The sequence below is a fragment of the Candidatus Saccharimonadaceae bacterium ML1 genome (genome assembly GCA_030253535.1).
Taxonomy (GTDB): domain Bacteria; phylum Patescibacteriota; class Saccharimonadia; order Saccharimonadales; family Saccharimonadaceae; genus Saccharimonas; species Saccharimonas epibionticum.
Genome location: CP124550.1, coordinates 777,279 through 801,428, shown reverse-complemented (window position 1 = coordinate 801,428; position 24,150 = coordinate 777,279). Strand labels below are relative to the sequence as shown.

The following is a 24,150-nucleotide window of genomic DNA, read 5'->3' as shown; positions in this document are numbered from 1 at the left end:
GAATAGACGGTAGAGACATAAGAACAAGAGCCTAGCGAGTGAAAGTAAAGGTAGGAGTAGAAGTTAAGAATAAGCATAGAACAAAGATAAAAAATTAAGATAATCGACTACTATAGTTAGAGTCTAACTAGTGACCGAGCCATAGCATTAGATACACAACGGAATTAAGTAGTGTACGTGTAGCGGCGTGATACAATAAAAAGGTGAAATGGAGGTGGACTATGAGCGCAAAAAAATCGAAAGCACGAGAACGAAAACAATGGATAATTGTCGCGGCTATTGTGGCAGCGGTTGCTCTGCTTGCCGCGTGGTGGTGCATACTTAAAGTAAGTCAATCATCGAAAGAGTATGAACAGTCAACGGTTGCTCTATCTGACGCAGCGAAATTTAAGCAGCACTATTCGCAGGTGGCGGACGATAACCGTTTTGTGTATGTGTCGCCTAGTGAGATTAAGCAAATTTTCGAACATGGCAGCGGTCTCGTCTTTTTAGGCTTCAAAGAATGCCCGTGGTGCCAAAAACTAGCGCCAACGATTGACGAGGCAGCAAAAGCTGAAGGGCTGACAAAAGTTTATTATATGGACATACGCCAGGCGCGTGCAAATAATGACGTAACATACCAAATGCTGGTCAAAAAACTAAAAGATTATTTAGCGAAAGATGGCGATGGTAATCCGCGTATCTTCGTGCCAGACGTCACGGCATTGCATGACGGCAAAATTGTTGGACGGTTTTTACCGGAAACGTCCATTGATGATAAAGGCCTGACGCCCGGTGAATACTGGACGACCGAGCGCCGTGCGGATGCGATCAAACAATTACGTGAGATTATTGCAAAGACACGATAGCTAGTCATCTAGTCGTGGTATATTTGTAAATTATCCTAGTGGTTAGAGAAATAGATGAACCGTTCGCAATTATACATTCACATTAAACAAACCTATGGTACTGACCCAGAGTTTTTATGGCAGAAATACCCAAACTACGCAGTGTTTCGACATGATGACAATCATAAGTGGTATGCAATCGTGATGAATGTGCCGCGCGGTACAGTTGGATTAACGGGTGAGGGTATGGTTGATGTATTAAATCTAAAGCTTGACCCGAACTTGATTGATGATTTGCGAACGCGGCCAGGTTTTGCACCGGGTTATCATATGAACAAAATGCATTGGGTGAGTATCGTACTGGACGGTTTGGTAGCGGATGAGGAAATCGTTAATTTGCTAGATATGAGTCACCAGGCGACTCGGTAGTCCTGGCATGTAAATTACGCCGCTCGGTATTCGCCTAGAACTGTCACTGTGTGGTTGCTTTGTTTAATTTCGTTAATAAGCTGGCGGAGTTTTGCACCGGCGCAGTCAACGATGATGAAAAATTTGTATTGCCACGGCTGACCCATGATCGGCTGAGATTGGAGTTTGGTTAGATTGACGCCGGCGCGAGCAAAAATCTGCAGTACCTCGACGAGCGCGCCTGGCTGATGACTTGTCGTAACAACGAGCGATGCGCGTGCTGCATCAACGGGCGGATCTGTTGATTCTAACACTAAAAAGCGCGTAATGTTGTCTTTGTCGTCTTGGATTGATTCTGCGGCAATTGGCAGGCCGTATAGTTCGGCTGCTGCCCGCCCTGCGATAGCCGCTCGGTGTAGTGCATGTCCGCTCGCAATAAATTCAACTGCACCAGCGGTATCGAAAAACTCAATCAAGGTCGCGTGAGGCATGTGCTGTTTTAAAAACGATTGACATTGTGCGAGCGCTACAGGATGCGAGTATACTTCGGTGATGCCGGTAAGCTTCGCGCCTGGGCGTGTTATCAGCATTTGGTCAATTGCCAGCTTCATTTCGCCGACAATCGGTGCGCCGCATGATTCTATCAGCTGGTACACTTCGTTGATACTGCCAAAAATCGTGTTTTCTACCGCCGTTACAATTGCATCAGCTGCGCCATTAGCGTAGGCGTCAAATGCGTCGCGAAATGTTACGCACGGCACAATTGTTGCTCGTGCGCCGTACCATTGGCGTGCCGCTTGCTCGTGAAATGAGCCGGCTTGTCCTTGAATTGCTACGGTAATATTTTTTGATTGAGTCACTGAACCATTTTACCATTTTTAATGGCTTCATATATTGCGCACTAGCACCTGTAAATAGAATAAAAAGCTTCTGTTGACATACGAAGTCGGCAGGATTACAATAAACATACCTATGGTCGGTTTTTTATTAATAGGAGAGCATTATGCCGCGGAAAAATGATCCGAAAGGAACGGTCGAAAAAATTGTTGCTGTTTCTTCGGAATTGTTTGCTCAGAAGGGCTATGAAAAAACCAGCATGCAGGATATTGTTGATGCTCTGGGGATGTCAAAGGGGGCTATTTTTCATCACTTCAAGTCCAAGGAAGAAATTTTCCGTGCTGTTATAGACAAGCAGTCTGAGTATATTAAACGACAGTTGCAAATATGGATTGAAGAGATGGAAGGTTTTACGGCCCGGGAAAAGCTGATCGGTATTTTGAATCGAAACCTGCATGATTTTCAGGCACATGCCTTAGACAGTGTTCTTACGGCGCAGGCGCAAAGTTCGCAATTTGTGCTGTCGAGCATACAAGAGAGCATGAACAAAGCCGCTCCCGTAATCGCGGATATTATGCGGGAGGGACAAGCAGACGGGACGATTACGACAGATTTCCCCGATGAATGCGCTGAGCTGCTCCTGCTTCTGATCAACATGTGGTGCGATCCAGCGGTATTTACCTGCGATATTTCACGGCTTACAATGCGCTTTAGATGTTTGCAGCGGCTAATGGCGAATATGGGCGTGGACGTGATTAGCGATGAGCTCTTGTCGGAGTGCATCGAGCTAGTGCATAAGTTATATAACAAAAGGGGGTGAATAATGAGTGGCAAATTGGCGGTAAACGCCGAGCGTCTCATCAAGACATTTTCGGGCAACGAAGTCATTAAAGGGTGTAATTTGTCTGTTCCGGCAGGTTGTATCTATGGACTAATCGGAGCGAACGGCGCGGGAAAAACGACGCTGTTTAAATTACTCATGGGGCTGTTAACGCCTACTGCTGGAACGGTGCAGATTTTCGGCATGGACGTTGGTGAGCGTAGAGATGAGATAATAAAGTGCATCGGTAGCATTATAGAGGCGCCGGCTTTCTACGATCACTTGTCGGCGCGCGAAAACTTAGAGATCCATTTGGAATATATGGGAACTAGCGGAGATGTTCCTGCGACCTTGGCAATGGTTGGTCTTGAATTGGCTAATAATCAGCCCGTATCGAAGTTCTCGTTGGGTATGCGCCAAAGACTTGGCATCGCACGGGCGTTAATCCATAAACCCAAGCTGCTTATTCTCGACGAACCGATCAACGGTCTTGACCCAATGGGTATTCGCGAGATGCGAGAGCTGTTTTTGACGCTCAAAACAGAGCATCATATGACGATACTCGTGTCGAGCCACATCCTTGGAGAGATTGAACTGACCGCAGACACTGTTGGTGTTTTGGTAAATGGAGTGATCGCTCAGGAAGTTGCGCCGTCTGTCGTCAAGAAACAATATCCTAATGGTCTGGAAGATTACTTTTTCAACATTATGGCAGGAGGAAAGCAAGATGCTTAGATTGATGAAGCTAGAATTTAGGCGCAACAAAATAAAAACATATATAATCGCGAGTGCTGTTGCTGGCGTAATGATGACGGGATTTTTGTTTCTGATTGCTTATGCGCCGCGGATCGACCATGATGCTGATCTGCAAATGTTTGCGGGATACAATAACCTAATTTCATTATTCTTTATGGTAAATATGGCTGTGTTTGCGACGCTTTCCGGTACGATGTACGCGCGGTTTATCATTGAAGAGTATAAGGAAAAACGTGCGGTTCTATTGTTCTCGTATCCCGTCAAACGAGATAGGATTATGCTCGCGAAGCTAGTTGCTGTCTTTCTGTTCGTCGTTATTGCTATGATGCTAAGCAGTTTGCTGGCGTTTGGAGTATTCGGCGTGTCGGAGACAATCGCACCACTGGTAGATGAACCATTGTCACTACACACGCTTTCACGAGCACTCAAAGTGGCTATAATTATGGCGATCATTGCTGCCGAGATTGGAATTATGGCGGTGGGAATTGGATTTATTAAAAAATCTGTTCCAACGACGATTTTGTCTGCCGTCGCGTTATCTTCGTTTTTCTGTAACATTATGTTTAATATGACGAGTGACGCAAATAAAAGCGATGTGGCTGCTATCATCTTTATGCTGGTCACGACGCTCGCAGGAGTGATTGTATCGGCGATACTTATGAAAACAGTAAATACTATGGAGGTTGAATAATATGGAAAAACTTGTCGATAATTTGTTAGAAAAATTATTTGGTAATATCGGTTTACAGATCAATATCATTGCAAGCATTGTACTGTTAGTGGCTGGACTCGTTGTCCTCGTGTTTAGCAAGAAAAACGGATCAAAAAGGCAGAAAACTATCGCCCTGATTTTGGTAGGAGTCGGCTGCGTGGGGCTCTTAAAGGGTGTTATTTGGTTGATGCTGTAACGGCGGACTAACTAACAGCGGTAAAAGAGACTTATTTCGCAGCAGTCAACGATTGGGCGAGTCTACCAGAGCAGTGAGTGATTGTACCAATATAACTTTTAATGATATAAATAAAAACTATGGTTGGTGTGAAAAATAATGTTCGCGTGGCGCTTATCGCATTTCGTGATGGCGATAAAATTTTGCTGAATCGCCGCGCCGATACGAACGGTACAATGTGGGAGTTTATTGGTGGCGGCATTGAGGCGGGCGAGACGCCGCACGAAGCGATTCGGCGTGAAATTGTGGAAGAGGTAAATTATGCGTTGTCTACAGATGATGACCTACAGTTTGTCGATGAGCTACGTATCACATACGGTGACGTGCAAGCGACTGTTTATTGTTTTACTGCGCAATTGCCAGGGCTTGATAAGTTTTCGGATAGTGACGAGGTGTTTGTGCGCGATCTTGCATTGTTTAGCCGCGACGAAGCGCTTGAACTGGAATTATTACCGATGACACGGATGATTTTGGAAGACGGTATTGTGTAATTAAGGAAAAAGTGGGTATTGCGCATGAAAACTGAAAATATTGACGGTGCTAGCAAAACAAAACTGCTCATCGCGACGAGTAACCGTGCAAAATTGGCTGATTTTAAGCTGTATTTGAGCGATGATTATACTGTGCTTGGTATTGATGATATTGGTATAAAACTGGAAATTCCTGAAGGAATTGACTCAATTGAAGATAATGCGATCGCTAAAGCGCGGGCATATGCGGTAAAGACCGGATTGATGTGCTTAGGCGATGATACAGGATTTTTTATCGAAGAACTGAATGGCGAGCCGGGTGTGGCGCTGCGCCGTTGGGGCGGAGAACTGCCGGAAGAAACGACTGGCGAGGAATTCTGGGATTATTTGCAGCAGAAAACGAGGGGGCTGAAAAATCTTGATTGTTATTTCAAGCAGTGCATCGCGATTGCATCGCCGAGCGGCGAGATCAGGGTAGTGCATAATGTGAATAATGGCGTGCTGAATCGGGTAAAATTACAACAGCCATATAATGGAACGAATTATCCGCTCGCGGCGGCGTTTGAGTCGCGCGATCGAAAAAAGACATGGGATGAGATGAGCGACGATGAAAAGCGTGCGTTTGACAGAGCTTTCATTCAAAAGTTGAAACAAGCGATAGCAGCGTTATCGTAAATAATTTTGCGTGTTTGTGCGAAAGCTTAAAAAGCTGTAATATGTAGTGACATGAGTGCTGTACACGGAATCATTACGCATCAAACGAATCGCCCGATAGACTATCTGTATCGGTTGTCGCTTAAGGCGCTGATTACGAATACTAATGGTGATATTTTGGTCGTGAAGGAGACGGGGCGCCACCACTATGATTTACCAGGTGGCGGTATGGATCATGGCGAGGATTTCCGCCAAGCGCTGGCGCGAGAATTAGCAGAAGAGGTAAGTCTAAGCGGCAAATTCTCGTACCAAATTATTGATATTGATCAGCCAGCATATCTGGCGGAACATAATTTTTGGCAAGTACGATTGGTTTTTGCTGTGTCGCAATCCGGCGGGCACTATGCACCAGGCATTGATGGCGACGAAATTGCATGGCTACCGCTTAATTATTTCGAACGGTCAAAACACGAGGTAGAGCGGCGGATTGTTAGGTATTGGCATGCGGCGTTCAAGAAACAAGTTGTTGTGCAAAGGCATAAATAAGCAGTTTTTACAGCTTGCTTGTAAATAATAGTATCTTACGATTTATATTAAAATAATAGGTGTTTTTCACGGCGGTTATTGTGAGGAGGTATTTATCCATTCTGTTACAATAATCATATGGACATCGCTGCAGTTGACCAAACTTTGCGCCAGTTAGCGGTCGGCGACGAAAAATATGCGGCGTTTCAGCGACGAATCGTTAATACAAATAAGCGCGTGTACGGCGTGCGCACACCGGCGCTCCGGCATCTAGCAAAGCAGCTGGTACGCTATGGGATCGGTGCGGCTGGAGGTGATGGCAATAATGAAACGCCGCCGCTGAGCGCTGCTGATATACGAATATTTTTACGCGAGCTTGACCAGACGGTTTACGAGCAGGTGCTGCTCGGCGGTTTACTTATCAATTATACGAAAATGAATGACGAAACGATGATTGATTTGATACGCTGCTATTTGCCGCTGGTTGATAGTTGGGCAGAAATTGATACTTTTGTTGAGCGCCGCGCGCGGTTTCGGGCAGATGCTTGGTGGAATTTTGCATGCGAGAATCTTCATCAGGACGGCGAGTTTTTCGTCCGTTATGGCGTGATTATGCTGATGAGTAATTTTTTGACGCTGGACAGTATGAGCCGCGTGTTTACTGAGTTGCGAACTATCACGCATGACGGTTATTATGTCAAAATGGCGATAGCATGGCTGTATGCTGAAGCGGCGTTGGCTAGTTTCGACCAGGCAATGAACGAACTGCGCAACACACGAATTGACGTATGGATCAAAAAGAAAGCGCTGCAAAAAATGAAAGAATCGCGCCGGTTTACGCCGGAGCAGCAAGCAATAATTGCCAAAGAAAGGTTCGGGCGTTGACGTGATGATGGATTCGCCATCAACGGTTGATCCAGCGCAGCTAAAGGAATTGGGGTTATGAGCGCAATGTATGATCGACACGAAGTTAGCGTAAAAGTAGCGCTGTATAGCAGCGACGGCAAGCGTGTACTGCTGATGTATTATCCGCACGATGATGGCTTTGGCTTGCCGGGCGGGCATATTGATGCCGGCGAAACGCCTGACGTGGCATTAGAGCGGGAGCTGCGCGAGGAGTTGGGTATCACAATTGATGCGACGCCAGCTGATTTCTATGTGCGCTATCCGCGAGGTAGTGCCGTCAAAGATCATAAAATTATTCTTGGCTATACGGCTACGGTTGACAGTAACGTTGAACTGCCAGACCGGGCGTGTGATGGCGGCGAGGAACGTATAGTTTGGCTGACGCGAACAGAAGTCGAAGCTACTGACAAAATTGCGCCAGGCTACCGGGATTTTGTGCTGAAATGGTGGCCGGCTGATTCCGTGATAACGTGAAAGGATTTTCGTGTCAAACATAGAATACGAAGCAAAAATATATGATGTCGATCCAGCCGATATCGCAGGAAAGTTGGCGAAGCTCGATGCCAAAGAAGTCGGTAGCTATAATTTTCGCCGTTACGTGTTTGATACGATTCCAGCTAAGCCAGATCGCTGGGTGCGGTTGCGCTCTGATGGGAAACAGGCGACTTTGACCGTCAAAGAAATAACTGCCGACACCATTGATGGTACTCATGAGTGGGAAGTTGAAGTGTCTGATATGGAAACAACACTGGAAATATTAGCAAAAATCGGTATCAAACCGCGCGGTTATCAAGAAAACAAACGCCAAGAGTACGACCTGGAATTGCTTTTGCAAGCAGCGCGCTTAGCGCCGAGTTCATACGGCATGGAGCAATGGAATATCATCTTGGCGCAGGATGCCAAGCTGCGCGCTCAACTGAAAAAAGCGAGCAGTATTGTGAATGGTTCGCGCTTTGATGCGAGCCATATATTGGTTTTCACTGCGAAAACTGCGAGCGGGTTTGATAAACATATGACACACATGCTGCGCGACGTAAAAGGCGCGAATGTGGTAACGGCGGCAGCGATGAAGGCGGGCTGGAAACATTGGGCGAAAACTGATTTTAAGGTATACGATACGCCGGATGGACTGCACCAGTGGGCGGCACGACAAGCGTATATCGCGCTCGGGTTTGTCATGCTTGCAGCAGCAGAGCGAGGAATTGATTCGTGTGCAATAGAAGGTTTTTCGATCGACAAAGTAGTTGCCGTACTAGAAAGTTTCAAATTGATCAACCGTGACAATGATTTACCGGTAGTAATGCTAGCGCTTGGTTACCGTGCCGACGGATCAACACATCCACGCAGCCGCCGTGAAATGGACGAGATTGTAACGTGGTATTGATAGCGCTAAAGTTGTTTATTCGCTACGTTGCCGGCGTTTTTTTCGCTTTTCTACACCAACTAAATACCGTCCAAACGTCCAGCCGCGGCAAATTTTCGGCACAATCCACTCCCACATTATCCACCAAAGTATCACAATAGCTTGCGGACTGGTTTGGTAAATCGCCGGAGCGTGGACGCGCAGTATCATGGCACTCACCGACGCCATGAATATAATCGCTACCGCGTCAATACACCCGGCAAGGAAGTGGTTGGCGAGATTATTTTTCACAGGTTTAGCATCGAGCGGCTGGCTTTTTAGATATTCCTTGAGGCGGAACGTCATGGCGTAGCCGAGTGCCGCGCCGAGCGTATTCATTGCTAGATCGTCGACGTCAAACAGACGATAACTGCATGGGTAGATATGGAACAATCCGGTCAGCTGTGCAATCTCAATCAAGAATGACAAACCTAAACCTGCTACAATAGCAAATCGAACATGTTTTCTAAAATACAACGCAACAAATGCGCCGAGCGGCATAAAGAAGCAGATGTTAGCGATAATTTGCAGTGCAGCGGTTATGTGCTTGCTAGGTTGCGCAACATCAACAATCCAATGAAGCGGGATAAGCTGCGGCGATAAAGACTGTTTCGCGCAAAACGACGCTGGGTTGTCGGGCATCGGATAGAGAGTGAATAATCCAAGCCCAAGCAAATACAGTACAAATGTATACGAAAAAATAACATATCCCCATGTTGCCCGCCGCCGTGCTATCAGCCGCGCAATGATGAACGGGATTGTCAGCAAAATGCACATAAATGGCCAATACACCAGGCTCAATGCAAAAGACTCCGAAAACGGTTGAAGAAAATGACGCATATATATGTATGATAGCACAGTGTAGGATGCTTATTTTTGATACGGTTTTCTCAGGCTATAATGAAAATATATGAGAATTACCGTTTACCTAAAACCCGGCAGCAGACGCGGTGATATGGTAGTTGAAAACGCTGACGGCAGCCTAACGATTTTCACGAAAGAGCCGGCGGTTGACGGGCGGGCAAATGCGGCGGCAATTCGACTCGCCGCTGCGCATATGGGGGTCGCAAAAACGCGCGTAGTATTACTGCGCGGACGGACGGCGCGGCGGAAAGTATTTGAGATCAGTGATTAATAACTAGAGCCAACTACTTTTGAGTGCGGATTTTTAGAAATTTGAAAGCATCTTTTTCAGCTGCTGGGTATAATTCCAAGGTTTCCAGGTTTATCATAGACGCAGGAATAATTAACCGCGTATAGGAGTCTGGGCGAGATCCGTATCTAACAAAAGATACCTCTTGTACACTTGCGTAACATTTTAGGTCAAAATGCTGCGGTTGATTCTTTCGTCTATCGCATTCTGGATTAAGCTTAAAGTCAATCCCTTTGGCATCTTCCTCCGCTGATCCATGAATGTAGATATCACCTGCTGATTTGAATGCTTTTGCAATTGCGACCTCGCCAGCTATGCCGCGGACGCATCCAGGTATTTCACGTTTGCTATATTCACGAGGAAGCAGAGAGTAAAACGTACCCTCCATAAAATCTTTGACGTCTGAAGCAGACATCTGCGTATCTCTAGTCAACACAAAATTCGTCATGTCATGCATGAGACGAGCCATCTCTGCTGCTTCTTTTTTCTCTGTCTTGCTTGAATCTTCCAAACCTAGATCTATTTGCCTATTTACGCGGTCTCGGTTATTGTTGCGCCATGCAGCGGGGATTGCCTCAAGAATCGCAACTGCCAAATTTCTTTCGGCTTCTATTTTCTCAAGTTCTGCTTTTGAATCTGGGTGGATAGTAGCTTTTTCTATGTTGCCGCCGTTAGAACCGCTTTTTATCGATTTTTTAAGGCGACTGATATCCTTGCCGAAAAACGAATACGCAACAGATTGAGCAATTGATGAACGCCTGTCGGGTGACAGTTGCTGTTCTTCAAAAAGTATGTGGCGATCTGGGCGGTCGATGGACTCAATGTCTTTGCGCGATGCATGAGGATTCAGCGCTTTGTATACTCGTTTTTGATATGCGGTTAGTATGTCGTTGAAGACAGGAACAGAAAGCTCTGAGGATTCTCTCTCAACTGGTTGCGGACCAAATTCGCATGAATAGCATCCTATCTTGGTCGCGTCTTCTAATGATAGAAATTTAAGAATCGGACACAGCGGGCGTTCGCCGGTGTGTGCATTGCCGTTTTCTTCGACATTATCGATTTCCTCAAGCACTTGACTAAGCGCTTGGTCATCTAGCATCGTATCTTCTGTATTTTCCGCACAGCTTAGTATAGATTCTTCAAAATTCTTTTTCACAGTTTAATAATATAACATAATAATGCTTATTAGTCAATAACATTGAATAGGGTATTGCTACAAATTACGATGTATGATACAATATACAGCCGATGACTAAGAAAAAGTGTAAATAAAGAAGGAGTTTACGAGATATGGAAAAAAGCTATAATCTACCAGTTCACCCTGATAATCAGTGCGAGGCTAAGGTTAAATCTGGACGGTGCCGCGAACAGGCGTCAACACGGTTGTTGGTTGAAGAAGGAGAGGAAATAGTTTCAATGCTAGCTTGTTATTTTCATACAAAAGCTACAATGGAGGGGTTGTCTTACCCGACCGCAGGCGGAAAAAAGCAAGTTGAGACGATTGATAATAAAACAAACTTGCCGGCATCTAAGCACATTATTGAGCAGTTTTAATTTTAATTGTTTGTTAATTTTAAAAACGCTAGGCAATAAGAAGCCTAACGTTTTTTATGTTTGAATTACACTTGGTCGGGGTGACTGGATTTGAACCAGCGACCTCACCGTCCCGAACGGTGCGCGCTACCAAGCTGCGCCACACCCCGACGTCTTCTTTAGTATACCCGACCGTCGAGTATAATAAAAGCATGAGTTTAGAGAGGTACCTTGCTACTGCTACATTGCTGTCCGAACAAATTACGCTTCGTGAACTAGCGATTATTCTGCGAGAGTTGGCGCGCGTCCAGGTTGTGCCGGGTGCGGTAGTTGAATTTGGCTGCTATGCAGGTACGACGAGCATCCATATCGCGCGGTGGCTGGGCGGCAAACAATTTCATGTTTACGATTCATTTGCTGGTTTGCCAGAGAAGACGACGCTTGATATTAGTCCTGTCGGTGAGCAATTTCGCCCGGGTGAGTTGCTGGCGACGAAAAAGCAATTTATGACGAATTTCAAAAAAGCTGGCGTACCATTGCCGCACATTCATAAGGGGTGGTTCCGTGATTTACATTCAAGTGATGTACCAGCATTAATCAGTTTTGTGTTTTTGGATGGTGATTATTATGAGTCGATTCTCACGCCGCTGCGGCTTGTTGAGGACAAGCTGGCGGACGGCGCGGTGATTGTCGTTGACGATTACACAAACGAAGCGCTGCCAGGTGCTGCGCGGGCGGTTGACGAATGGCTGCGGACTCACCCGGCGCGTTTACGCGTCGAGCAATCGCTTGCGGTGATATATCCGCAGTCTACTATGGATTGACGCCGCCTGCTTTTAGAATCGTTTGCAGCCCGTTATATCCGCCGGCGAAACCGCTCGTCGTGTAGTTGTTGACTACTATGTATGGCAGACCCGACACGCCGAGCGCCAGCGCGCGTTTGGTGTTAGCCTCAATTTCGGACTTATGCTTTTCGTGCGTCATACAATCGCTAAATGCGGCAACATCCAACTTAGCTGATTTTGCCGATTCAGCGAAGTAGCTGAGCGGCAACTTCGGAATTTCTTTCGGCACAGCGACATTTTTTACGCCGATGCCTTTGTCAAAGTAGTCGGATTTGATGCGCGGTACGATGTCGTGCGTATATTCCCAATACTTATTTTGGTCGGCGGCGCAGTAAGCGGCCTCAGCGCCTTGCTCGCTGTTGGGTACCATGTTTTTGAGTACGGTGATGACGCGGTGTTCGTAGCGCAGCTTGCCAGGTTTGATGTACGTATCGTTAAATTCGTGCTGCGATGTTGCCGCTTCGACCTGGGCGCAGTACGAGCAAAAATAATCGGTATAGTCAATAAAAACGTTTTTCGTGTCCGCATTGCCGCGCGACATATACTGCACCCATGGCTTGCTGTCGCCGATATGCTGGTTAGGCGGCCGGTTCGCAATATTATATACAAACAACGCGACAATACCAGCGGCGACAATGCCAAGAACGATGTTAATTGGTGCAATACCACGATTGTTACGCATGAGACTCCTTTTGCTGTGTTAATTCCGTATGAATATAAACGATATAACCCGACCTTGCAAGCGACCATATGCTCAAACAAAGCGCAACGATCAGTACGAGGCTGTTGGCAATGTGCGCGGCAGTTGTGGCGGCGGCGCCAGAAAAGAATAAGGTCACGATCGGTAAAATAAGCGACGTACCGCAGGGGACGCAGCCGAGTCCAAGTGCAGCGGCCACGGCAGTAATACCGCTCGTTGCAGTTTGGCGCGACGCAAGCTGTTTGTCGTTTGCGCGGTTGTGCTTGGCGTCGAACACGATGGCGGCAATGGCGACACCCTGCAAAAGCGAAATAAGAATAATGAGAAAACCAGCGCTTGTCGTAAATGCGTCGCGGGCTAATGCGGCAATAAGCTGGCCGATAAGTGCAAGCTTATCAACAATTGGCAATGAAGACAGAAGAAGCGAACCGTAGAAATTAATATGAATCAGCCCGTAAATGACGATTGAAAATAGAAACGCAACAACAATACTGAGCACGACGTACTGCGGTTGCCGGATAAGACGTTTTAGTCCGGTAAGCGATAACAATCCCCGCCGCCAATCAAAGCCTTTCATAGCTAAATTATACCGCGATAGCGCGCAGAAGGCTAGAAATGTCTATTGGTTGAGGTTCATGTAAATCTTGATCTCACAAAAATAGTGTAAAATAGTAACTGGATTAACGGGAAGAACATCTATGAAACCGATTTTGAAATTATGTAAACCGTACGTTGCGGCATTTGTTGCGCTGGTGGTATTCACGTATGTCGCAGTGATGATGTCGCTGCGTCTGCCGGACTATTCAGCGAGTATCGTCAACAAAGGAATTATTTTGCAAAACCTTGATTCAATTTGGGCGGACGGCCGCATGATGATCGTCGTTGCGCTAATCGGCGGTATTTGCACGATTGCGAGCGTATTTTTCGCGGCGCGGATCGCCACAGGGTTAGCGCGAGATGTGCGCCGGCGGGTATTCGCGCAGATTGAGAGTTTCGCGATTGCGGATTTTAATCAGTTCTCTACCGCGTCGCTTATCACGCGCTCAACGAACGATATTCAGCAAATTCAGATGACATTGATGATGTTACTGCGTTTTGCGCTGATGGCACCGCTGATGGCAGTTGGCGGTATCCAAAAAGCGTTAGAAAATGCGCCAAATTTGACGTGGATCATCGCATCGGCAGTGGCGGGGCTATTGATTATAATTGTTATGCTTTTCGCTGTGGCGGTTCCGCGATTCAAGAAATTACAGCAACTGGTTGATAAACTGAATTTAGTAACGCGCGAAAACTTAACGGGTCTGCGGGTTGTGCGGGCGTTCCACAATGAGAAAATCGAGCAAGCGAAATTTCAACGCGTAAATAGCGAGTTGAACGGACTAAACTTGTTCGTGAATCGTTTAATGATGGTGCTTGATCCGGTGATGATGCTAGTCATGAACCTTACAAGTATTGCGATTGTTTGGTTTGGCGCGTGGCTGGTAGACGCTGGTACGCTAGAAATTGGCAATATGATGGCATTTTTGCAGTACGCGATGCAGGTGATTATTTCATTCTTGATGATTTCGATGGTATTCATTATGGTGCCGCGTGCGGCGGTGTCGGTGCGGCGCGTTAGCGAGATTTTGGATACGCAGCCGTCAATTACTGATCCGAAACAGCCGAATCATCTTCCGGCGGATGGCGTGGGAAAAATTGAATTTCGTGATGTAACGTTTAGTTACCCGGGCGCGGATTTACCAGTACTGTCGGGCATTAACTTTACTGCTGAGCCGGGGCAAACAACGGCGTTTATCGGTAGTACGGGCAGCGGTAAATCAACCCTTATTAATTTAATCCCGCGGTTCTATGACGTGAGTGCTGGGCAGATTCTGCTTGATGGCGTTGATATTCGTAATGTCACGCTCAGTGAACTGACCTCTCGCATCGGCTACGTACCGCAAAAAGGCGTACTGTTCAGCGGTACGGTCGCGAGCAATATCGCCTACGGCAATCAGAAAGCATCGCGCAAGGAACTCGAAAAAGCGGCGCAGGTTGCCCAGGCGGCGGAATTTATTGATGAGCTTGATGATGCGTACGACAGTAGCATCGCGCAGGGCGGCAGTAATGTGTCGGGCGGGCAGCGCCAGCGGTTGTCGATTGCGCGGGCGCTGGCGACGCGGGCGCAAATTTATATTTTCGACGATTCGTTTTCGGCGCTGGACTTTAAGACTGACGCGAGGTTGCGGCGCGCGCTTGCTAAGGAGATGAAACATAAAACTATGCTGATTGTGGCGCAGCGTATCAACACGATTATGAATGCTGATAAAATCATCGTACTTGACGAGGGCAAAATCGTTGGGCAGGGCACGCATGCTGAATTGATGCAGTCGTGCTGTGTATATCAAGAGATTGCCGCGTCGCAGTTGTCTGATGAGGAGCTTACGCAGCTAGCGGCTAATACGACTATGTCATCAGCGTCGAAAAAATTGACTGCGCGATCCACTCGGCGGCAGAAAGGAGTAGCGCGATGAGTAATAGGCAAGATTTTAAAAAACGACCACGCGTGCGCCAAGGCGGACCGATGGGCGGCATGGGTGCGGGCGAAAAAGCTAAAAACTTTCGCGATACGATGAAAAAATTAGTATGTTATTTGGCGGCGTTTCGTTGGCAGTTGCTGGCGGTCGCGGTGCTTGCGGTTGGCAGTACGATTTTTGCGATTGTCAGCCCGAAAATCCTCGGCGAGGCAACTAACCAAATTGTGAAAGATTACGTTAGCATCAAAGCATACGACACGATCACGAAAAAACTGCCGGCGGATACAAAGCTGCCAAGCGGCACAACAGGCGGCGATATATTAAACAAGTTGCCAAACAGGTCGGAGGTTGAAGGCAAAATCCCAGCCGGTCAGCTTGACACGATCCGCGCGCTTGATATGACGAAAAAGCCTGCATTCCACTTTGACGCAATTGGCCAAATCGTCCTATGGCTTGTTGGGCTATATCTGTTGAGTGCAACGCTCCGCTATCTTGAAAGCTGGATCATGACAAACGTAACGCAAAAAGTCACATTTCAGATGCGGCGTGATATTTCGTTGAAAATTAACCGTTTGCCGCTCAGCTACTTTGATAAGCAAACTTACGGTGAGGTGCTCAGTCGCGTCACGAACGATGTTGATACAATCAGCCAGACGCTAAATCAAAGTTTGTCGCAAATCGTGTCGGCAGTAGTAATGATTGCTGGTATCGTGGCAATGATGCTATCAATTAGTTGGCAGATGACAGTAGTAGCACTTCTAGTATTGCCAGTGAGCATGGGTTTTGTACTGCTAATTGCGAAAAAATCGCAGGTACAATTTACTCGTCAGCAAACTGAGCTCGGCGAACTGAACGGGCATATTGAGGAAATGTATGCCGGGCATCAAGTCATGCGTGTGTTTAACGGGCAAGCGCGTTCGCTCGCAAAATTTACGACAATTAATAATCAACTGCACGTAAGCGCCTGGAAATCGCAGTTTCTGTCGGGACTGATGTGGCCGATTATGAATTTTGTTGGAAATTTGGGTTACGTCGGCGTGGCAGTGCTGGGCGGTTGGCTGGCGATCAATGGTCGCTTGCAAGTCGGCGATATTCAGGCGTTTATTCAATATATGCGACAGTTTAATCAGCCGATTGAACAGACGGCGAATATCGCTAACGTCTTGCAGTCAACGGCTGCGGCAGCGGAGCGGGTATTTGAGTTTATCGACGAGCAAGAAGAGACGCGCGAGGGTAGGGATTTGGTAAAGCTAGAAAAAGTGAAGGGCGGCGTGGAATTTGATAACGTCACTTTCGGTTATAATCCAGACGAGCCGGTTATCAAGGGCCTGTCGGCGCGCGTCAAGCCGGGGCAGCGCGTGGCGATTGTTGGTCCGACTGGCGCCGGCAAGACGACGCTGGTAAATTTGCTGATGCGATTTTATGAGATTGACAGCGGCGCGATTAAAATTGACGGCGTCGACATTCGCCAGATGAAGCGCAGCGACGTACGGCAGATGTTTGGCATGGTGCTGCAGGATACATGGCTATTCAGCGGTACGATTCGCGATAATTTACGTTACGGCCGTCCAGATGCCACTGACGACGAGTTGATTGCTACCGCCAAAGAAGCTCATGTCGACCATTTCGTTCGTTCGCTGCCAGGCGGTTACTATATGGTGCTCGACGAAGAAGCGACGAACATTTCGCAGGGTGAAAAACAATTGCTGACTATTGCGCGGGCGATGCTTGCTAAAACGCCGATGCTGATTTTAGACGAAGCTACTAGCTCAGTTGATACGCGCACCGAAGTGTTGATTCAGCAAGCGATGGATCGGCTGATGAAGGGTAAAACCAGCTTCGTTATCGCCCATCGGCTCAGTACGATTCGCGACGCCGATCTGATTTTAGTCGTGAAAAACGGCAATATCATTGAGCAGGGCACACACCAAGCGTTACTCAATCAGCATGGCTTCTATGCCGAGCTATATAATAGCCAGTTCGCAGATTAGCGTATACTAAAAGAATGGATGTTGTTTTCTCAGTTGATAAGCAGGCAGCTTTTTATTATTGGCTGCAGATTGTTGCTGGGTGGGACGATTCGTCGGCGGTCGACGCAAAGTCGTTAGCGTATTATACAGGGCAAATTCACTCCATGTTGTCGCAAGAACAACGAAAAGCACTGCACGATGTAAAATGTATTTTGCAGCACAATGCCAACCCGCGGCAGCTGTTGGCAGAATTATACGCTGGTAATATTCGCTCGCATGATGCGCAGATAATTGCAGAGCGGACGCTGTCGTGCATGCCGCTGTTTGAGGCGTTCGTTTGGCGCGATGCGCAAAAAACTGTGCTGAGGTGGCGCGATCTACTCCAGGCGTATGATTTTGCGCGTACTAATGAATTGCTTATGAATATTAAGACCTTTCTCGCTTCGACATTTGATTTGCATACCACGCTTACAGTTTATATATTGCCGAATATCCCCGGTGCGGGCGTGATTGGGCATCGGATTAGCGGTACCAACTTTATCTTGCTGCGCCCGTATATTGAGTACCGCCGAAGCGCTATAGCAAATGTTGTTACCGTTGTGCTGCACGAGTATATTCACGCAATAGAATCATGCTCGACGCATAGCCGCGCATTGATGAAGCAGTCGTACGAGACATGTATTGCTGCGAACCATATCCGTCCGCCGCATGGATTCACTTGGAAAAGTATGTACATTGAAGCATTGGTATATTGTTTCGCGAACAATATAACCGGCGGATATGCTCGAACGGTTGTGTCTGGTAAGCTGTTACCAAGGATTGAAGAGTTTCAACGCGGATTTCACAGATTGCGAGCGAAAGGTGCCGCCACGACAAACGATGTAATTGCATGGGCGGGCTTATGCATTACGGATATGGTGGCGCAGTATATTGACGAGGGGAAGGTGATTGATGTAAAGATTGTTAACTACATTGGACGCGTATATCAAGACATGTACAAGATAGTTTAGTCTAAATCTACTTTCGAAAAATATCCAACGCGCTGAACATTCCCGTCAATACCGCCTGGTCGACGATATGCAGCTGCATAGCAGCAGACAACGCTTGCGGCTTTGTAGTAGCTGGAATGCCAAGTACAGTGTTGAGTGCGTAAACAAAGAACTGGTATCGATGTGTGCCGAACGGCGGTTGAGGACCGCCGTAGCCGGAACGACCCCAACTGGTTATGCCTTCAACCGCGCCATTTGGCAGGGTGTCGGCAGCGATTTCGGTTGTCTCGGGCGGCAAATTCCAGACAGTCCAATGATAAAATCCATCGCGCCCGGGCGCATCAGGATCATGGCAAATAATGGCGAGACTTTTGCATTTGCTGGCACGCTGGCAATGCGCAGTGTTGGGCGTCGATTACCGCCAAGCCGTGCGCAAGCTTTTGGGATTTTAGCGTTTTCGGCGAACGCAGGACTAGATATCTTCATAATTTAATTTTACCATGCCAGTGTCGTCAGGTGTGAGACGCGGTGAAATATGGAACCGTAGAACACAGCAACTCGCTGTAGTAGATTAGTTTTTCTACAGATTATAGATACAACTATAAAAGAACAGCTTCTTATATAAAATAAGTTGGCGACAAAAATAACCCTTCTGAATCAGAAGGGTTATCCCAACCAGGCGACGTATTTACAATACGCTTAATCAATTTGATCGCTTATGGCTGTGCAACAGTACTTACGTCTGTAAAACTATACTACTATACTAATCACAATGGCGCAAGCATTATGGCAATAAAATATCATTGTGATATGGGATATTAGTATAGAGCTTAGGATGATTGAAATTCCTGCCATACCATAAGCGATTAGCTAGAATATCGCTTGCCTGAACCAGATAATCTAGGGATGAATCGCAAAACTTTATGCTAATTTTGAAGTCGGCAAAGAGTATCGGAGGGTAAAACATGCCGTAATCAAAATTACGAATTCCATGTATTAGCTCCTCTCGAATGCTATCTGAGAGTTTATAGTATCCGTTGGTTGATGTGTGTTGCTGGTCAATGTAGACTCGCAGAGAAACCGGCTTGTCTGCGTCAATTTTGCCAGACGCAATTAGCTTCTCTAGCTTAGACTTTATCATTCTCTTTAGGGCATAGTCTTTGTAGCGATGAATCGATAGTTTATTTGCCATAATAGATTCATTGACGTCAGGCAGCCTCACCGTAGCACTAAGGCTATTGAATGACTTGACACAATTATACAGACTCCTCTTGTATTTAATTCCTAAGCCGGCTGCTTTTAACTCCGACCCCATCGATATACCGAGACTAGATTTTATCTCTCTAGATATCGTCTTGAACCGCTCTCTTGCTGCGATACGCTCATGGTTATCCAAGAACAGATATCCAGCGTATATGAAATAATCATGCCCAGAATTAAGAGAGAAAACACCAGAATCATCTAGGTATATCGATATTTCTTGATACTCTTTGTCACTCATATTGGTAATAATTATAACATTTTTCGTAAAAACGCCTGAGCGTTCACTAACCAAATCCGAAAACTCCCTAGTTTTTAAGTAGCTACCTACCTTGTAAAATAAACCTGGATTATTGTAGTGGTTTTCGAACTCTCTAAGGGTTGATTCTAAGCCTTTTAAGTTAAGTGACAGATATCTATGTATACATCTTAGCAGGGGCGTTCACTAAACCCTCTATCGTAACAGTCTCTCCTCTAGATTAAATTTATTTTCACTACTTATTTTAAACTGCGGGAACTGTTATTTTTATTGCGGTATTTGACGAGCCTTTAACAAGTAATCCCTGGAGAGCCACTGGTCTATATGCTAAAATAAACATGTGAGATATGCTTTTGTTTTCGTGAGTATAGTGGCGATTTGGCTGGCTATGCTGCTGTTGGTAAATACGAGCATTGATCCATTATTTTTGTATATTTGCGTGTTAGTTTTGACGCTGGTGTTGTACTTCATTGGGTTCCGGAGGGTTAGGTAAGTGCGCTTATTATTTGTGGTTCGGGCATTGTTTCGGGTGTGGCGAGCTTGGCGCAGCGATCAAGTATGGCTCAAAGTTTTATCAGACGAGTGTCAAAATTTAGGTGGCGTGTATGTCAAGTTTTTACAGCATTTGGCGTCGACTGAACTGATGGCTCAGGTGTATGCTGCGTCTGGATATCGGCTGGATGCTTTTGATGATGTGGCAGTTGAGCCAATTGACGTTGCCGAGGTTTTGCGGCAAGAATTGGGGGTCAAGGCTAGCCAAATAGTTGTCGAGGAAGATCAGCCGTTCGCTACGGGTTCATTCGCTCAGGTTTATCACTGTCGCGTAGCTGACCGTCCAGGTAGCCGGTATATTATCAAGATTCTTCGCCCTAGCGTGGTGCGCTATCTGAATTTTGATTTTGTGGCGCTGCGTTTTTGCTGTTGGGCGGGGCAGTTTATGCTAAAGAACGATATTTTTCCGTTGGTTGAAATTGCTGATGAGTTTATCAAAACCACCAAGCGCGAAACTGATTATCAGCGCGAGCTAATTACAGCCCAGGCGATTCGTGAATATTTTGCCAAGCGTACCGACAACGTTGTCGTGCCAGAGACGCTGGCTGATTACTCAACGCGGCTGATATTGGTTCAGGACTATATAGAAGGATTGCCGCTAACCGAGGTGGTGGAACAGGCACAAGCGGGAAACGACACCTACCAATTTGTCAAAGACCAACTTGGCTCTGATATGCAGCAGCAATTAGTGACGGTCGGCAGCGAGTTTTTAATCGCAATTTTACAAGCAGATATCATTATGGCCGATCCGCATCCAGGCAATATTTATTTGCTGAGAGACAACAAAGTTGCGTTGATCGACTTTGGTTTGGCGGTGGCAGCACCGCGGCATCGCGCCTCATTTTACCACATGATCGTGCAGTATCGCGCGTTGTATGAAGATCGAGCTGACATGGGTTTATTGGCACTAGCAATGTTGGCGTTTTATGACCATACGCTGTATCAAGCACTGGATGTGATCGCCAAAGATCGCAGCTTGACGCGCACTATTTATGAATATGCGAACACGCTGCTTCAATCGACAACCAGCACGTTTGCTGCCAATCGGCAAATAACCCAGTTATTCCTTAATGAAATTAACGCTGGTAATCGTTTTGCTGTCAGGTTAGACAGCGTTGATATCATGTTGCAGCGCGGTTTGTACCATTATTTAGCAGCAGCTAGGTTGGCGTGCGGCGATGAATATCGAAGGACACATTATTGGCGGATTGTCCATGACGCCCTGGAATTGGCCGAGGTTCACGCTAATATCTATGGAATCAGCGAGGCGGTGCGTTCGTCGCCGATGAGTATTGAGCTGGCGCAAGAAATAGTGATGGACTGGATGAGCAAGGTTGCGGAGCGTGACAGAGCCGCCTACGCCATGTTGTTACAAAAAGGAGAATTATCATGAAACAATTACAACAATGGGTGATGCAAGTTCGCTATCCGTATGCCGCGGGAATCATCGCCGTGATGTGGATTGGCACGGCGTTTTTTGCTTACCTGAAACCCGACGTCCCACTTGAATTTTTGGTCGGAAGCCTTGCTGTTAGCACCATTATCGTTGCTATTACTGGACTGTCGGAAGCCCGCTAAATTTTACAGTGAAATAAGCAATTTTTATACGCTTTACTAATGTACATCATTTACAATAAGAATCCGCATGAAATCTAAAACTGCTGTTCAAAAAATACTAGAATTTTATGATAGTCTGAAAAGTGCTGGCATAAATTTGCCGGAAAAAATATCGTCTAATCAATCCGCTTACTGGCGCTAATCAGCGGCAAATAGCGCAAATAACACATCGGTTTTATCAACGGTACTATCACGACAATAAGCGGCGGTTTATGATTTTGGGCAGCTCGCCAGCGCAACGCGGAACAGCGCTTACTGGCGTACCGTTTGAAGATGTCAATCATTTACAAGAGGATACAGGGATTTTCATAAATGCTTTTGGAGCGAATAAACGCTCGTCAAGCTTCTTGTATGAGGTGATGGAAAAATACGGCGGACGCCAGAAATTTTATAAACAATTTTACATGAATTTTGTGTGTCCGCTAGGTATTGAAAAGATAAATTTGAAAGGTAATTGGGTAAATTGTAACTACTATGAAAATGCAGCTCTAAAAAATGTTTACATCCTTTTATCGTAGATTCGCTGAGGTGCCAGATCGATTTTAATATTGATACAACCGTTTGCTTTTGCATCGGCAGCGGTGAGAATTTTAAGTTTTTGACCAATATAAATAATAAGTATCATTTCTTTGATACTATCGTGCCGTTGGAGCATCTGCGGTTTATTATGCAGTATAATGCGGATCGCAAAGAAGAGTTTATGCAAAAATATGTGAATGCTTTAAGTCACTATAAAGTAAAGGAGTAATCATGTCGAAGGATAAAATTATTTTGGTACATCTTGATACTAACGAGGTAAATATTTTTAGGCTACAAACAGGTAGATTGAAGCTTTTAAAGAAAAAGCAGATATTTTTTAACGAAACTTTAGTAACAGGAGAGTTGTTGCGGAAGCTAGATATGGTTGTAGATATGCTGGCGGAAGCTGGAAATTTGGATAACAAGAGTGTTAGGCTGTATGCGACGGGAATATTTCAAGAGTTCTCAAAGGAAGAACAGCAGCAGTTGGCTATCTATGTATTTGTAAAGTTTGGTCTAGTGTTTAACATCATTGAGCCTAAGCTGGAAGAGTTTTACCTTAAAAAAAGTTATTTATATAATAAAACGGAGAATATTATCCAAGGGCTAGCTTTGCAAGAGTTTAGAAAAGTAGTTGTTTGCGGTAGCTTTCAGGAGCATTTAGCTGAGATTAGTGGAGTTATTAAGGTTTTGACTACGCGTAATATTCAAGTATTAAGTCCTTGGACAGACAAAGTAGTTCCTGAAACTCTGGGCACAGATTTTATCTTGTTAGAGGGGCAAGAATTGTATAATAAGAGAGATGCCTGGAGACATAAATACGATCACATGAATAAGTTTAAAAAAGCAGACGCAATCATAATATGCAATCCTGGAGGAGCAATAGGGAAAGGTACGATGTTTGAACTCGGTTTTATGATAGCATATTCAAAAAGGATTATTTTTAGTAATGAGCCTAAGAATTTATCTATACTTTTCCCATATGAAGTTGGCTTGATATTCTAAGCCAGGTGTGATTAAGTTTTCGAGTTAGCTATTTACTGGGCAAATTTTTGTTGTTTTCTGTGCTAATCGTCAAGGATGTTTCGGTTGAAGTTAGGTTAAAGTGATACAGGTGGTACCGGATGGGTTGTTCGTATAAATAAGTAGTGTTTATTCTCGCCGCAAAATATCAAACACACCAAACTTTCCAGTCAACATGGACTGATCGATAATGTGCGGTGTGAGGGCGGCGATGAGTTCTTTGGGCTTGGTGTCGCTTGGTAAATCCAGTGTCGTGTCCAGCGCGTACACATAAAATTGATAGCGGTGTGTGCCAAATGGCGGTTGCGGTCCGCCCCAGCCAGGCTGACCCCAACTCGTAACACCTTCGACCGCGCCCGCGGGCAGTGATTCGCCAGAAATTTTAGCGGTTTTGCCCGGTAAATTCCAAACCGTCCAATGGTAAAATCCATCACGCCCGGGCGCATCGGGGTCGTGGCAAATGATCACTAGGCTTTTGGCCTCTGCCGGCACGTCGCTGATTTCGAGCGGCGGGCGTTGATTACCGCCAAGCCGTGCGCAAGCTTTTGGGATTTTAGCGCCGTCAGCGAAGTCAGGACTCGAAATATTCATACTGCATATAGTACGAATCAGCAGGTAGATCGTCAAGTTATTGTAAATACTTACGTTTTATGTTATAATAA

General features: G+C 46.0%; 29 protein-coding genes, 1 tRNA gene and 1 pseudogene. 22 read left to right on the top strand and 9 right to left on the bottom strand.

The window, feature by feature from the left end; translation table 11 throughout:
• Positions 1 to 221: 221 nt before the first annotated feature.
• Positions 222 to 848: a thioredoxin domain-containing protein gene (locus SEML1_RS04195; protein ID WP_376753964.1), complete on the top strand. Its 627-nt coding sequence runs from the start codon at positions 222 to 224 to the stop codon at positions 846 to 848.
• 54 nt (positions 849 to 902) lie between these two features.
• On the top strand, positions 903 to 1,256 hold the full coding sequence (locus SEML1_RS04190; RefSeq protein ID WP_376753963.1) for an MmcQ/YjbR family DNA-binding protein: 354 nt from the start codon (positions 903 to 905) through the stop codon (positions 1,254 to 1,256).
• Positions 1,257 to 1,270: 14 nt separating this feature from the next.
• Here SEML1_RS04190 and SEML1_RS04185 read toward each other — a convergent pair whose 3' ends face one another.
• The gene (locus SEML1_RS04185) at positions 1,271 to 2,095 is read right to left on the bottom strand and encodes a prephenate dehydratase (RefSeq protein WP_376753962.1); all 825 of its coding nucleotides are present in this window, start codon (positions 2,093 to 2,095) and stop codon (positions 1,271 to 1,273) included.
• A gap of 143 nt (positions 2,096 to 2,238) precedes the next feature.
• On the opposite strand from SEML1_RS04185, the gene SEML1_RS04180 reads away from it, so the two are divergent.
• From SEML1_RS04180 to SEML1_RS04135, 10 genes are all read left to right on the top strand, one after another.
• Positions 2,239 to 2,892, top strand: a complete 654-nt coding sequence (locus SEML1_RS04180) for a TetR/AcrR family transcriptional regulator (protein ID WP_376753961.1) — start codon at positions 2,239 to 2,241, stop codon at positions 2,890 to 2,892.
• A gap of 3 nt (positions 2,893 to 2,895) precedes the next feature.
• Positions 2,896 to 3,627 carry an ABC transporter ATP-binding protein gene (locus SEML1_RS04175; protein ID WP_376753960.1) on the top strand — a complete coding sequence of 244 codons (732 nt, stop codon included), beginning with the start codon at positions 2,896 to 2,898 and terminating at the stop codon, positions 3,625 to 3,627.
• Positions 3,628 to 3,631: 4 nt separating this feature from the next.
• Complete coding sequence (locus tag SEML1_RS04170) at positions 3,632 to 4,339, top strand: ABC transporter permease (RefSeq protein WP_376753959.1); 708 nt, start codon at positions 3,632 to 3,634, stop codon at positions 4,337 to 4,339.
• A gap of 1 nt (position 4,340) precedes the next feature.
• Positions 4,341 to 4,556: a hypothetical protein gene (locus SEML1_RS04165; RefSeq protein WP_376753958.1), complete on the top strand. Its 216-nt coding sequence runs from the start codon at positions 4,341 to 4,343 to the stop codon at positions 4,554 to 4,556.
• 119 nt (positions 4,557 to 4,675) lie between these two features.
• A complete protein-coding gene (locus SEML1_RS04160) occupies positions 4,676 to 5,086 on the top strand; it encodes an NUDIX hydrolase (RefSeq protein ID WP_376753957.1) in 411 nt (136 codons plus the stop codon).
• Positions 5,087 to 5,110: 24 nt separating this feature from the next.
• Positions 5,111 to 5,740: a non-canonical purine NTP pyrophosphatase gene (locus SEML1_RS04155; RefSeq protein ID WP_376753956.1), complete on the top strand. Its 630-nt coding sequence runs from the start codon at positions 5,111 to 5,113 to the stop codon at positions 5,738 to 5,740.
• Between the two features lie 51 nt (positions 5,741 to 5,791).
• A complete protein-coding gene (locus SEML1_RS04150; RefSeq protein WP_376753955.1) occupies positions 5,792 to 6,265 on the top strand; it encodes an NUDIX hydrolase in 474 nt (157 codons plus the stop codon).
• Between the two features lie 117 nt (positions 6,266 to 6,382).
• On the top strand, positions 6,383 to 7,129 hold the full coding sequence (locus SEML1_RS04145) for a DNA alkylation repair protein (RefSeq protein WP_376753954.1): 747 nt from the start codon (positions 6,383 to 6,385) through the stop codon (positions 7,127 to 7,129).
• A gap of 57 nt (positions 7,130 to 7,186) precedes the next feature.
• A complete protein-coding gene (locus tag SEML1_RS04140) occupies positions 7,187 to 7,624 on the top strand; it encodes an NUDIX hydrolase (RefSeq protein ID WP_376753953.1) in 438 nt (145 codons plus the stop codon).
• 10 nt (positions 7,625 to 7,634) lie between these two features.
• Positions 7,635 to 8,534, top strand: coding sequence for a nitroreductase family protein (locus SEML1_RS04135; protein ID WP_376753952.1), 900 nt, complete (start codon positions 7,635 to 7,637; stop codon positions 8,532 to 8,534).
• A gap of 15 nt (positions 8,535 to 8,549) precedes the next feature.
• Here SEML1_RS04135 and SEML1_RS04130 read toward each other — a convergent pair whose 3' ends face one another.
• Positions 8,550 to 9,392, bottom strand: coding sequence for a VanZ family protein (locus SEML1_RS04130; RefSeq protein ID WP_376753951.1), 843 nt, complete (start codon positions 9,390 to 9,392; stop codon positions 8,550 to 8,552).
• 70 nt (positions 9,393 to 9,462) lie between these two features.
• Here SEML1_RS04130 and SEML1_RS04125 point away from each other — a divergent pair, with 70 nt between their 5' ends.
• Positions 9,463 to 9,687 (top strand): DUF167 domain-containing protein, encoded by a 225-nt coding sequence (locus SEML1_RS04125; protein WP_376753950.1) that lies wholly within the window; start codon positions 9,463 to 9,465, stop codon positions 9,685 to 9,687.
• Between the two features lie 13 nt (positions 9,688 to 9,700).
• Here SEML1_RS04125 and SEML1_RS04120 read toward each other — a convergent pair whose 3' ends face one another.
• On the bottom strand, positions 9,701 to 10,861 hold the full coding sequence (locus SEML1_RS04120) for a hypothetical protein (protein WP_376753949.1): 1,161 nt from the start codon (positions 10,859 to 10,861) through the stop codon (positions 9,701 to 9,703).
• A 134-nt stretch (positions 10,862 to 10,995) separates the two neighbouring features.
• On the opposite strand from SEML1_RS04120, the gene SEML1_RS04115 reads away from it, so the two are divergent.
• Positions 10,996 to 11,259: a hypothetical protein gene (locus tag SEML1_RS04115; RefSeq protein WP_376753948.1), complete on the top strand. Its 264-nt coding sequence runs from the start codon at positions 10,996 to 10,998 to the stop codon at positions 11,257 to 11,259.
• Between the two features lie 72 nt (positions 11,260 to 11,331).
• Here the strand turns inward: SEML1_RS04115 and SEML1_RS04110 are convergent.
• Positions 11,332 to 11,408: transfer RNA gene (locus tag SEML1_RS04110), tRNA-Pro, on the bottom strand.
• Positions 11,409 to 11,450: 42 nt separating this feature from the next.
• Here SEML1_RS04110 and SEML1_RS04105 point away from each other — a divergent pair.
• Positions 11,451 to 12,062 (top strand): TylF/MycF/NovP-related O-methyltransferase, encoded by a 612-nt coding sequence (locus SEML1_RS04105; RefSeq protein WP_376753947.1) that lies wholly within the window; start codon positions 11,451 to 11,453, stop codon positions 12,060 to 12,062.
• Here the strand turns inward: SEML1_RS04105 and SEML1_RS04100 are convergent.
• Positions 12,052 to 12,765: a DsbA family protein gene (locus tag SEML1_RS04100; protein ID WP_376753946.1), complete on the bottom strand. Its 714-nt coding sequence runs from the start codon at positions 12,763 to 12,765 to the stop codon at positions 12,052 to 12,054. The two genes, SEML1_RS04105 and SEML1_RS04100, sit on opposite strands and share 11 nt — an antisense overlap.
• A complete protein-coding gene (locus tag SEML1_RS04095) occupies positions 12,758 to 13,360 on the bottom strand; it encodes a hypothetical protein (protein ID WP_376753945.1) in 603 nt (200 codons plus the stop codon). The genes SEML1_RS04100 and SEML1_RS04095 overlap by 8 nt, the downstream gene beginning before the upstream one ends.
• 121 nt (positions 13,361 to 13,481) lie before the next feature.
• On the opposite strand from SEML1_RS04095, the gene SEML1_RS04090 reads away from it, so the two are divergent.
• The 3 genes from SEML1_RS04090 to SEML1_RS04080 are packed head-to-tail and all read left to right on the top strand — an operon-like array spanning position 13,482 to position 18,279.
• Positions 13,482 to 15,296, top strand: a complete 1,815-nt coding sequence (locus tag SEML1_RS04090) for an ABC transporter ATP-binding protein (protein WP_376753944.1) — start codon at positions 13,482 to 13,484, stop codon at positions 15,294 to 15,296.
• The gene (locus tag SEML1_RS04085) at positions 15,293 to 17,290 is read left to right on the top strand and encodes an ABC transporter ATP-binding protein (protein WP_376753943.1); all 1,998 of its coding nucleotides are present in this window, start codon (positions 15,293 to 15,295) and stop codon (positions 17,288 to 17,290) included. The genes SEML1_RS04090 and SEML1_RS04085 overlap by 4 nt, the downstream gene beginning before the upstream one ends.
• A 14-nt stretch (positions 17,291 to 17,304) precedes the next feature.
• The gene (locus SEML1_RS04080; protein ID WP_376753942.1) at positions 17,305 to 18,279 is read left to right on the top strand and encodes a hypothetical protein; all 975 of its coding nucleotides are present in this window, start codon (positions 17,305 to 17,307) and stop codon (positions 18,277 to 18,279) included.
• A gap of 7 nt (positions 18,280 to 18,286) precedes the next feature.
• Here the strand turns inward: SEML1_RS04080 and SEML1_RS04075 are convergent, their stop codons facing one another.
• Entirely contained in the window at positions 18,287 to 18,616 is a 330-nt protein-coding gene (locus SEML1_RS04075) for a YbhB/YbcL family Raf kinase inhibitor-like protein (protein ID WP_376754434.1), read from the bottom strand.
• Between the two features lie 426 nt (positions 18,617 to 19,042).
• Positions 19,043 to 19,759: a DUF3800 domain-containing protein gene (locus SEML1_RS04070; protein WP_376753941.1), complete on the bottom strand. Its 717-nt coding sequence runs from the start codon at positions 19,757 to 19,759 to the stop codon at positions 19,043 to 19,045.
• A 511-nt stretch (positions 19,760 to 20,270) separates the two neighbouring features.
• Here SEML1_RS04070 and SEML1_RS04065 point away from each other — a divergent pair.
• From SEML1_RS04065 to SEML1_RS04050, 4 genes and pseudogenes are all read left to right on the top strand, one after another.
• The gene (locus SEML1_RS04065; protein WP_376753940.1) at positions 20,271 to 21,722 is read left to right on the top strand and encodes an AarF/ABC1/UbiB kinase family protein; all 1,452 of its coding nucleotides are present in this window, start codon (positions 20,271 to 20,273) and stop codon (positions 21,720 to 21,722) included.
• The gene (locus tag SEML1_RS04060) at positions 21,719 to 21,907 is read left to right on the top strand and encodes a hypothetical protein (protein WP_376753939.1); all 189 of its coding nucleotides are present in this window, start codon (positions 21,719 to 21,721) and stop codon (positions 21,905 to 21,907) included. Before SEML1_RS04065 ends, SEML1_RS04060 begins: the two co-directional genes overlap by 4 nt.
• 67 nt (positions 21,908 to 21,974) lie before the next feature.
• Positions 21,975 to 22,694, top strand: a pseudogene (locus SEML1_RS04055) (uracil-DNA glycosylase family protein).
• Positions 22,695 to 22,696: 2 nt separating this feature from the next.
• Complete coding sequence (locus SEML1_RS04050; protein ID WP_376753938.1) at positions 22,697 to 23,470, top strand: hypothetical protein; 774 nt, start codon at positions 22,697 to 22,699, stop codon at positions 23,468 to 23,470.
• A gap of 147 nt (positions 23,471 to 23,617) precedes the next feature.
• Here SEML1_RS04050 and SEML1_RS04045 read toward each other — a convergent pair whose 3' ends face one another.
• Positions 23,618 to 24,079, bottom strand: a complete 462-nt coding sequence (locus tag SEML1_RS04045) for a YbhB/YbcL family Raf kinase inhibitor-like protein (protein WP_376753937.1) — start codon at positions 24,077 to 24,079, stop codon at positions 23,618 to 23,620.
• Between the last annotated feature and the right edge of the window lie 71 nt (positions 24,080 to 24,150).

What these genes read in the sequence shown, in the direction of transcription:
- SEML1_RS04195 (WP_376753964.1), top strand. Translation starts at nt 222, where the DNA reads ATGAGCGCAAAAAAATCGAAAGCACGAGAACGAAAACAATGGATAATT.
- SEML1_RS04190 (WP_376753963.1), top strand. Translation starts at nt 903, where the DNA reads ATGAACCGTTCGCAATTATACATTCACATTAAACAAACCTATGGTACT.
- SEML1_RS04180 (WP_376753961.1), top strand. Translation starts at nt 2,239, where the DNA reads ATGCCGCGGAAAAATGATCCGAAAGGAACGGTCGAAAAAATTGTTGCT.
- SEML1_RS04175 (WP_376753960.1), top strand. Translation starts at nt 2,896, where the DNA reads ATGAGTGGCAAATTGGCGGTAAACGCCGAGCGTCTCATCAAGACATTT.
- SEML1_RS04170 (WP_376753959.1), top strand. Translation starts at nt 3,632, where the DNA reads ATGAAGCTAGAATTTAGGCGCAACAAAATAAAAACATATATAATCGCG.
- SEML1_RS04165 (WP_376753958.1), top strand. Translation starts at nt 4,341, where the DNA reads ATGGAAAAACTTGTCGATAATTTGTTAGAAAAATTATTTGGTAATATC.
- SEML1_RS04160 (WP_376753957.1), top strand. Translation starts at nt 4,676, where the DNA reads ATGGTTGGTGTGAAAAATAATGTTCGCGTGGCGCTTATCGCATTTCGT.
- SEML1_RS04155 (WP_376753956.1), top strand. Translation starts at nt 5,111, where the DNA reads ATGAAAACTGAAAATATTGACGGTGCTAGCAAAACAAAACTGCTCATC.
- SEML1_RS04150 (WP_376753955.1), top strand. Translation starts at nt 5,792, where the DNA reads ATGAGTGCTGTACACGGAATCATTACGCATCAAACGAATCGCCCGATA.
- SEML1_RS04145 (WP_376753954.1), top strand. Translation starts at nt 6,383, where the DNA reads ATGGACATCGCTGCAGTTGACCAAACTTTGCGCCAGTTAGCGGTCGGC.
- SEML1_RS04140 (WP_376753953.1), top strand. Translation starts at nt 7,187, where the DNA reads ATGAGCGCAATGTATGATCGACACGAAGTTAGCGTAAAAGTAGCGCTG.
- SEML1_RS04130 (WP_376753951.1), bottom strand. Translation starts at nt 9,392, where the DNA reads ATGCGTCATTTTCTTCAACCGTTTTCGGAGTCTTTTGCATTGAGCCTG.
- SEML1_RS04125 (WP_376753950.1), top strand. Translation starts at nt 9,463, where the DNA reads ATGAGAATTACCGTTTACCTAAAACCCGGCAGCAGACGCGGTGATATG.
- SEML1_RS04115 (WP_376753948.1), top strand. Translation starts at nt 10,996, where the DNA reads ATGGAAAAAAGCTATAATCTACCAGTTCACCCTGATAATCAGTGCGAG.
- SEML1_RS04105 (WP_376753947.1), top strand. Translation starts at nt 11,451, where the DNA reads ATGAGTTTAGAGAGGTACCTTGCTACTGCTACATTGCTGTCCGAACAA.
- SEML1_RS04100 (WP_376753946.1), bottom strand. Translation starts at nt 12,765, where the DNA reads ATGCGTAACAATCGTGGTATTGCACCAATTAACATCGTTCTTGGCATT.
- SEML1_RS04095 (WP_376753945.1), bottom strand. Translation starts at nt 13,360, where the DNA reads ATGAAAGGCTTTGATTGGCGGCGGGGATTGTTATCGCTTACCGGACTA.
- SEML1_RS04090 (WP_376753944.1), top strand. Translation starts at nt 13,482, where the DNA reads ATGAAACCGATTTTGAAATTATGTAAACCGTACGTTGCGGCATTTGTT.
- SEML1_RS04085 (WP_376753943.1), top strand. Translation starts at nt 15,293, where the DNA reads ATGAGTAATAGGCAAGATTTTAAAAAACGACCACGCGTGCGCCAAGGC.
- SEML1_RS04080 (WP_376753942.1), top strand. Translation starts at nt 17,305, where the DNA reads ATGGATGTTGTTTTCTCAGTTGATAAGCAGGCAGCTTTTTATTATTGG.
- SEML1_RS04070 (WP_376753941.1), bottom strand. Translation starts at nt 19,759, where the DNA reads ATGAGTGACAAAGAGTATCAAGAAATATCGATATACCTAGATGATTCT.
- SEML1_RS04060 (WP_376753939.1), top strand. Translation starts at nt 21,719, where the DNA reads ATGAAACAATTACAACAATGGGTGATGCAAGTTCGCTATCCGTATGCC.
- SEML1_RS04050 (WP_376753938.1), top strand. Translation starts at nt 22,697, where the DNA reads ATGTCGAAGGATAAAATTATTTTGGTACATCTTGATACTAACGAGGTA.
- SEML1_RS04045 (WP_376753937.1), bottom strand. Translation starts at nt 24,079, where the DNA reads ATGAATATTTCGAGTCCTGACTTCGCTGACGGCGCTAAAATCCCAAAA.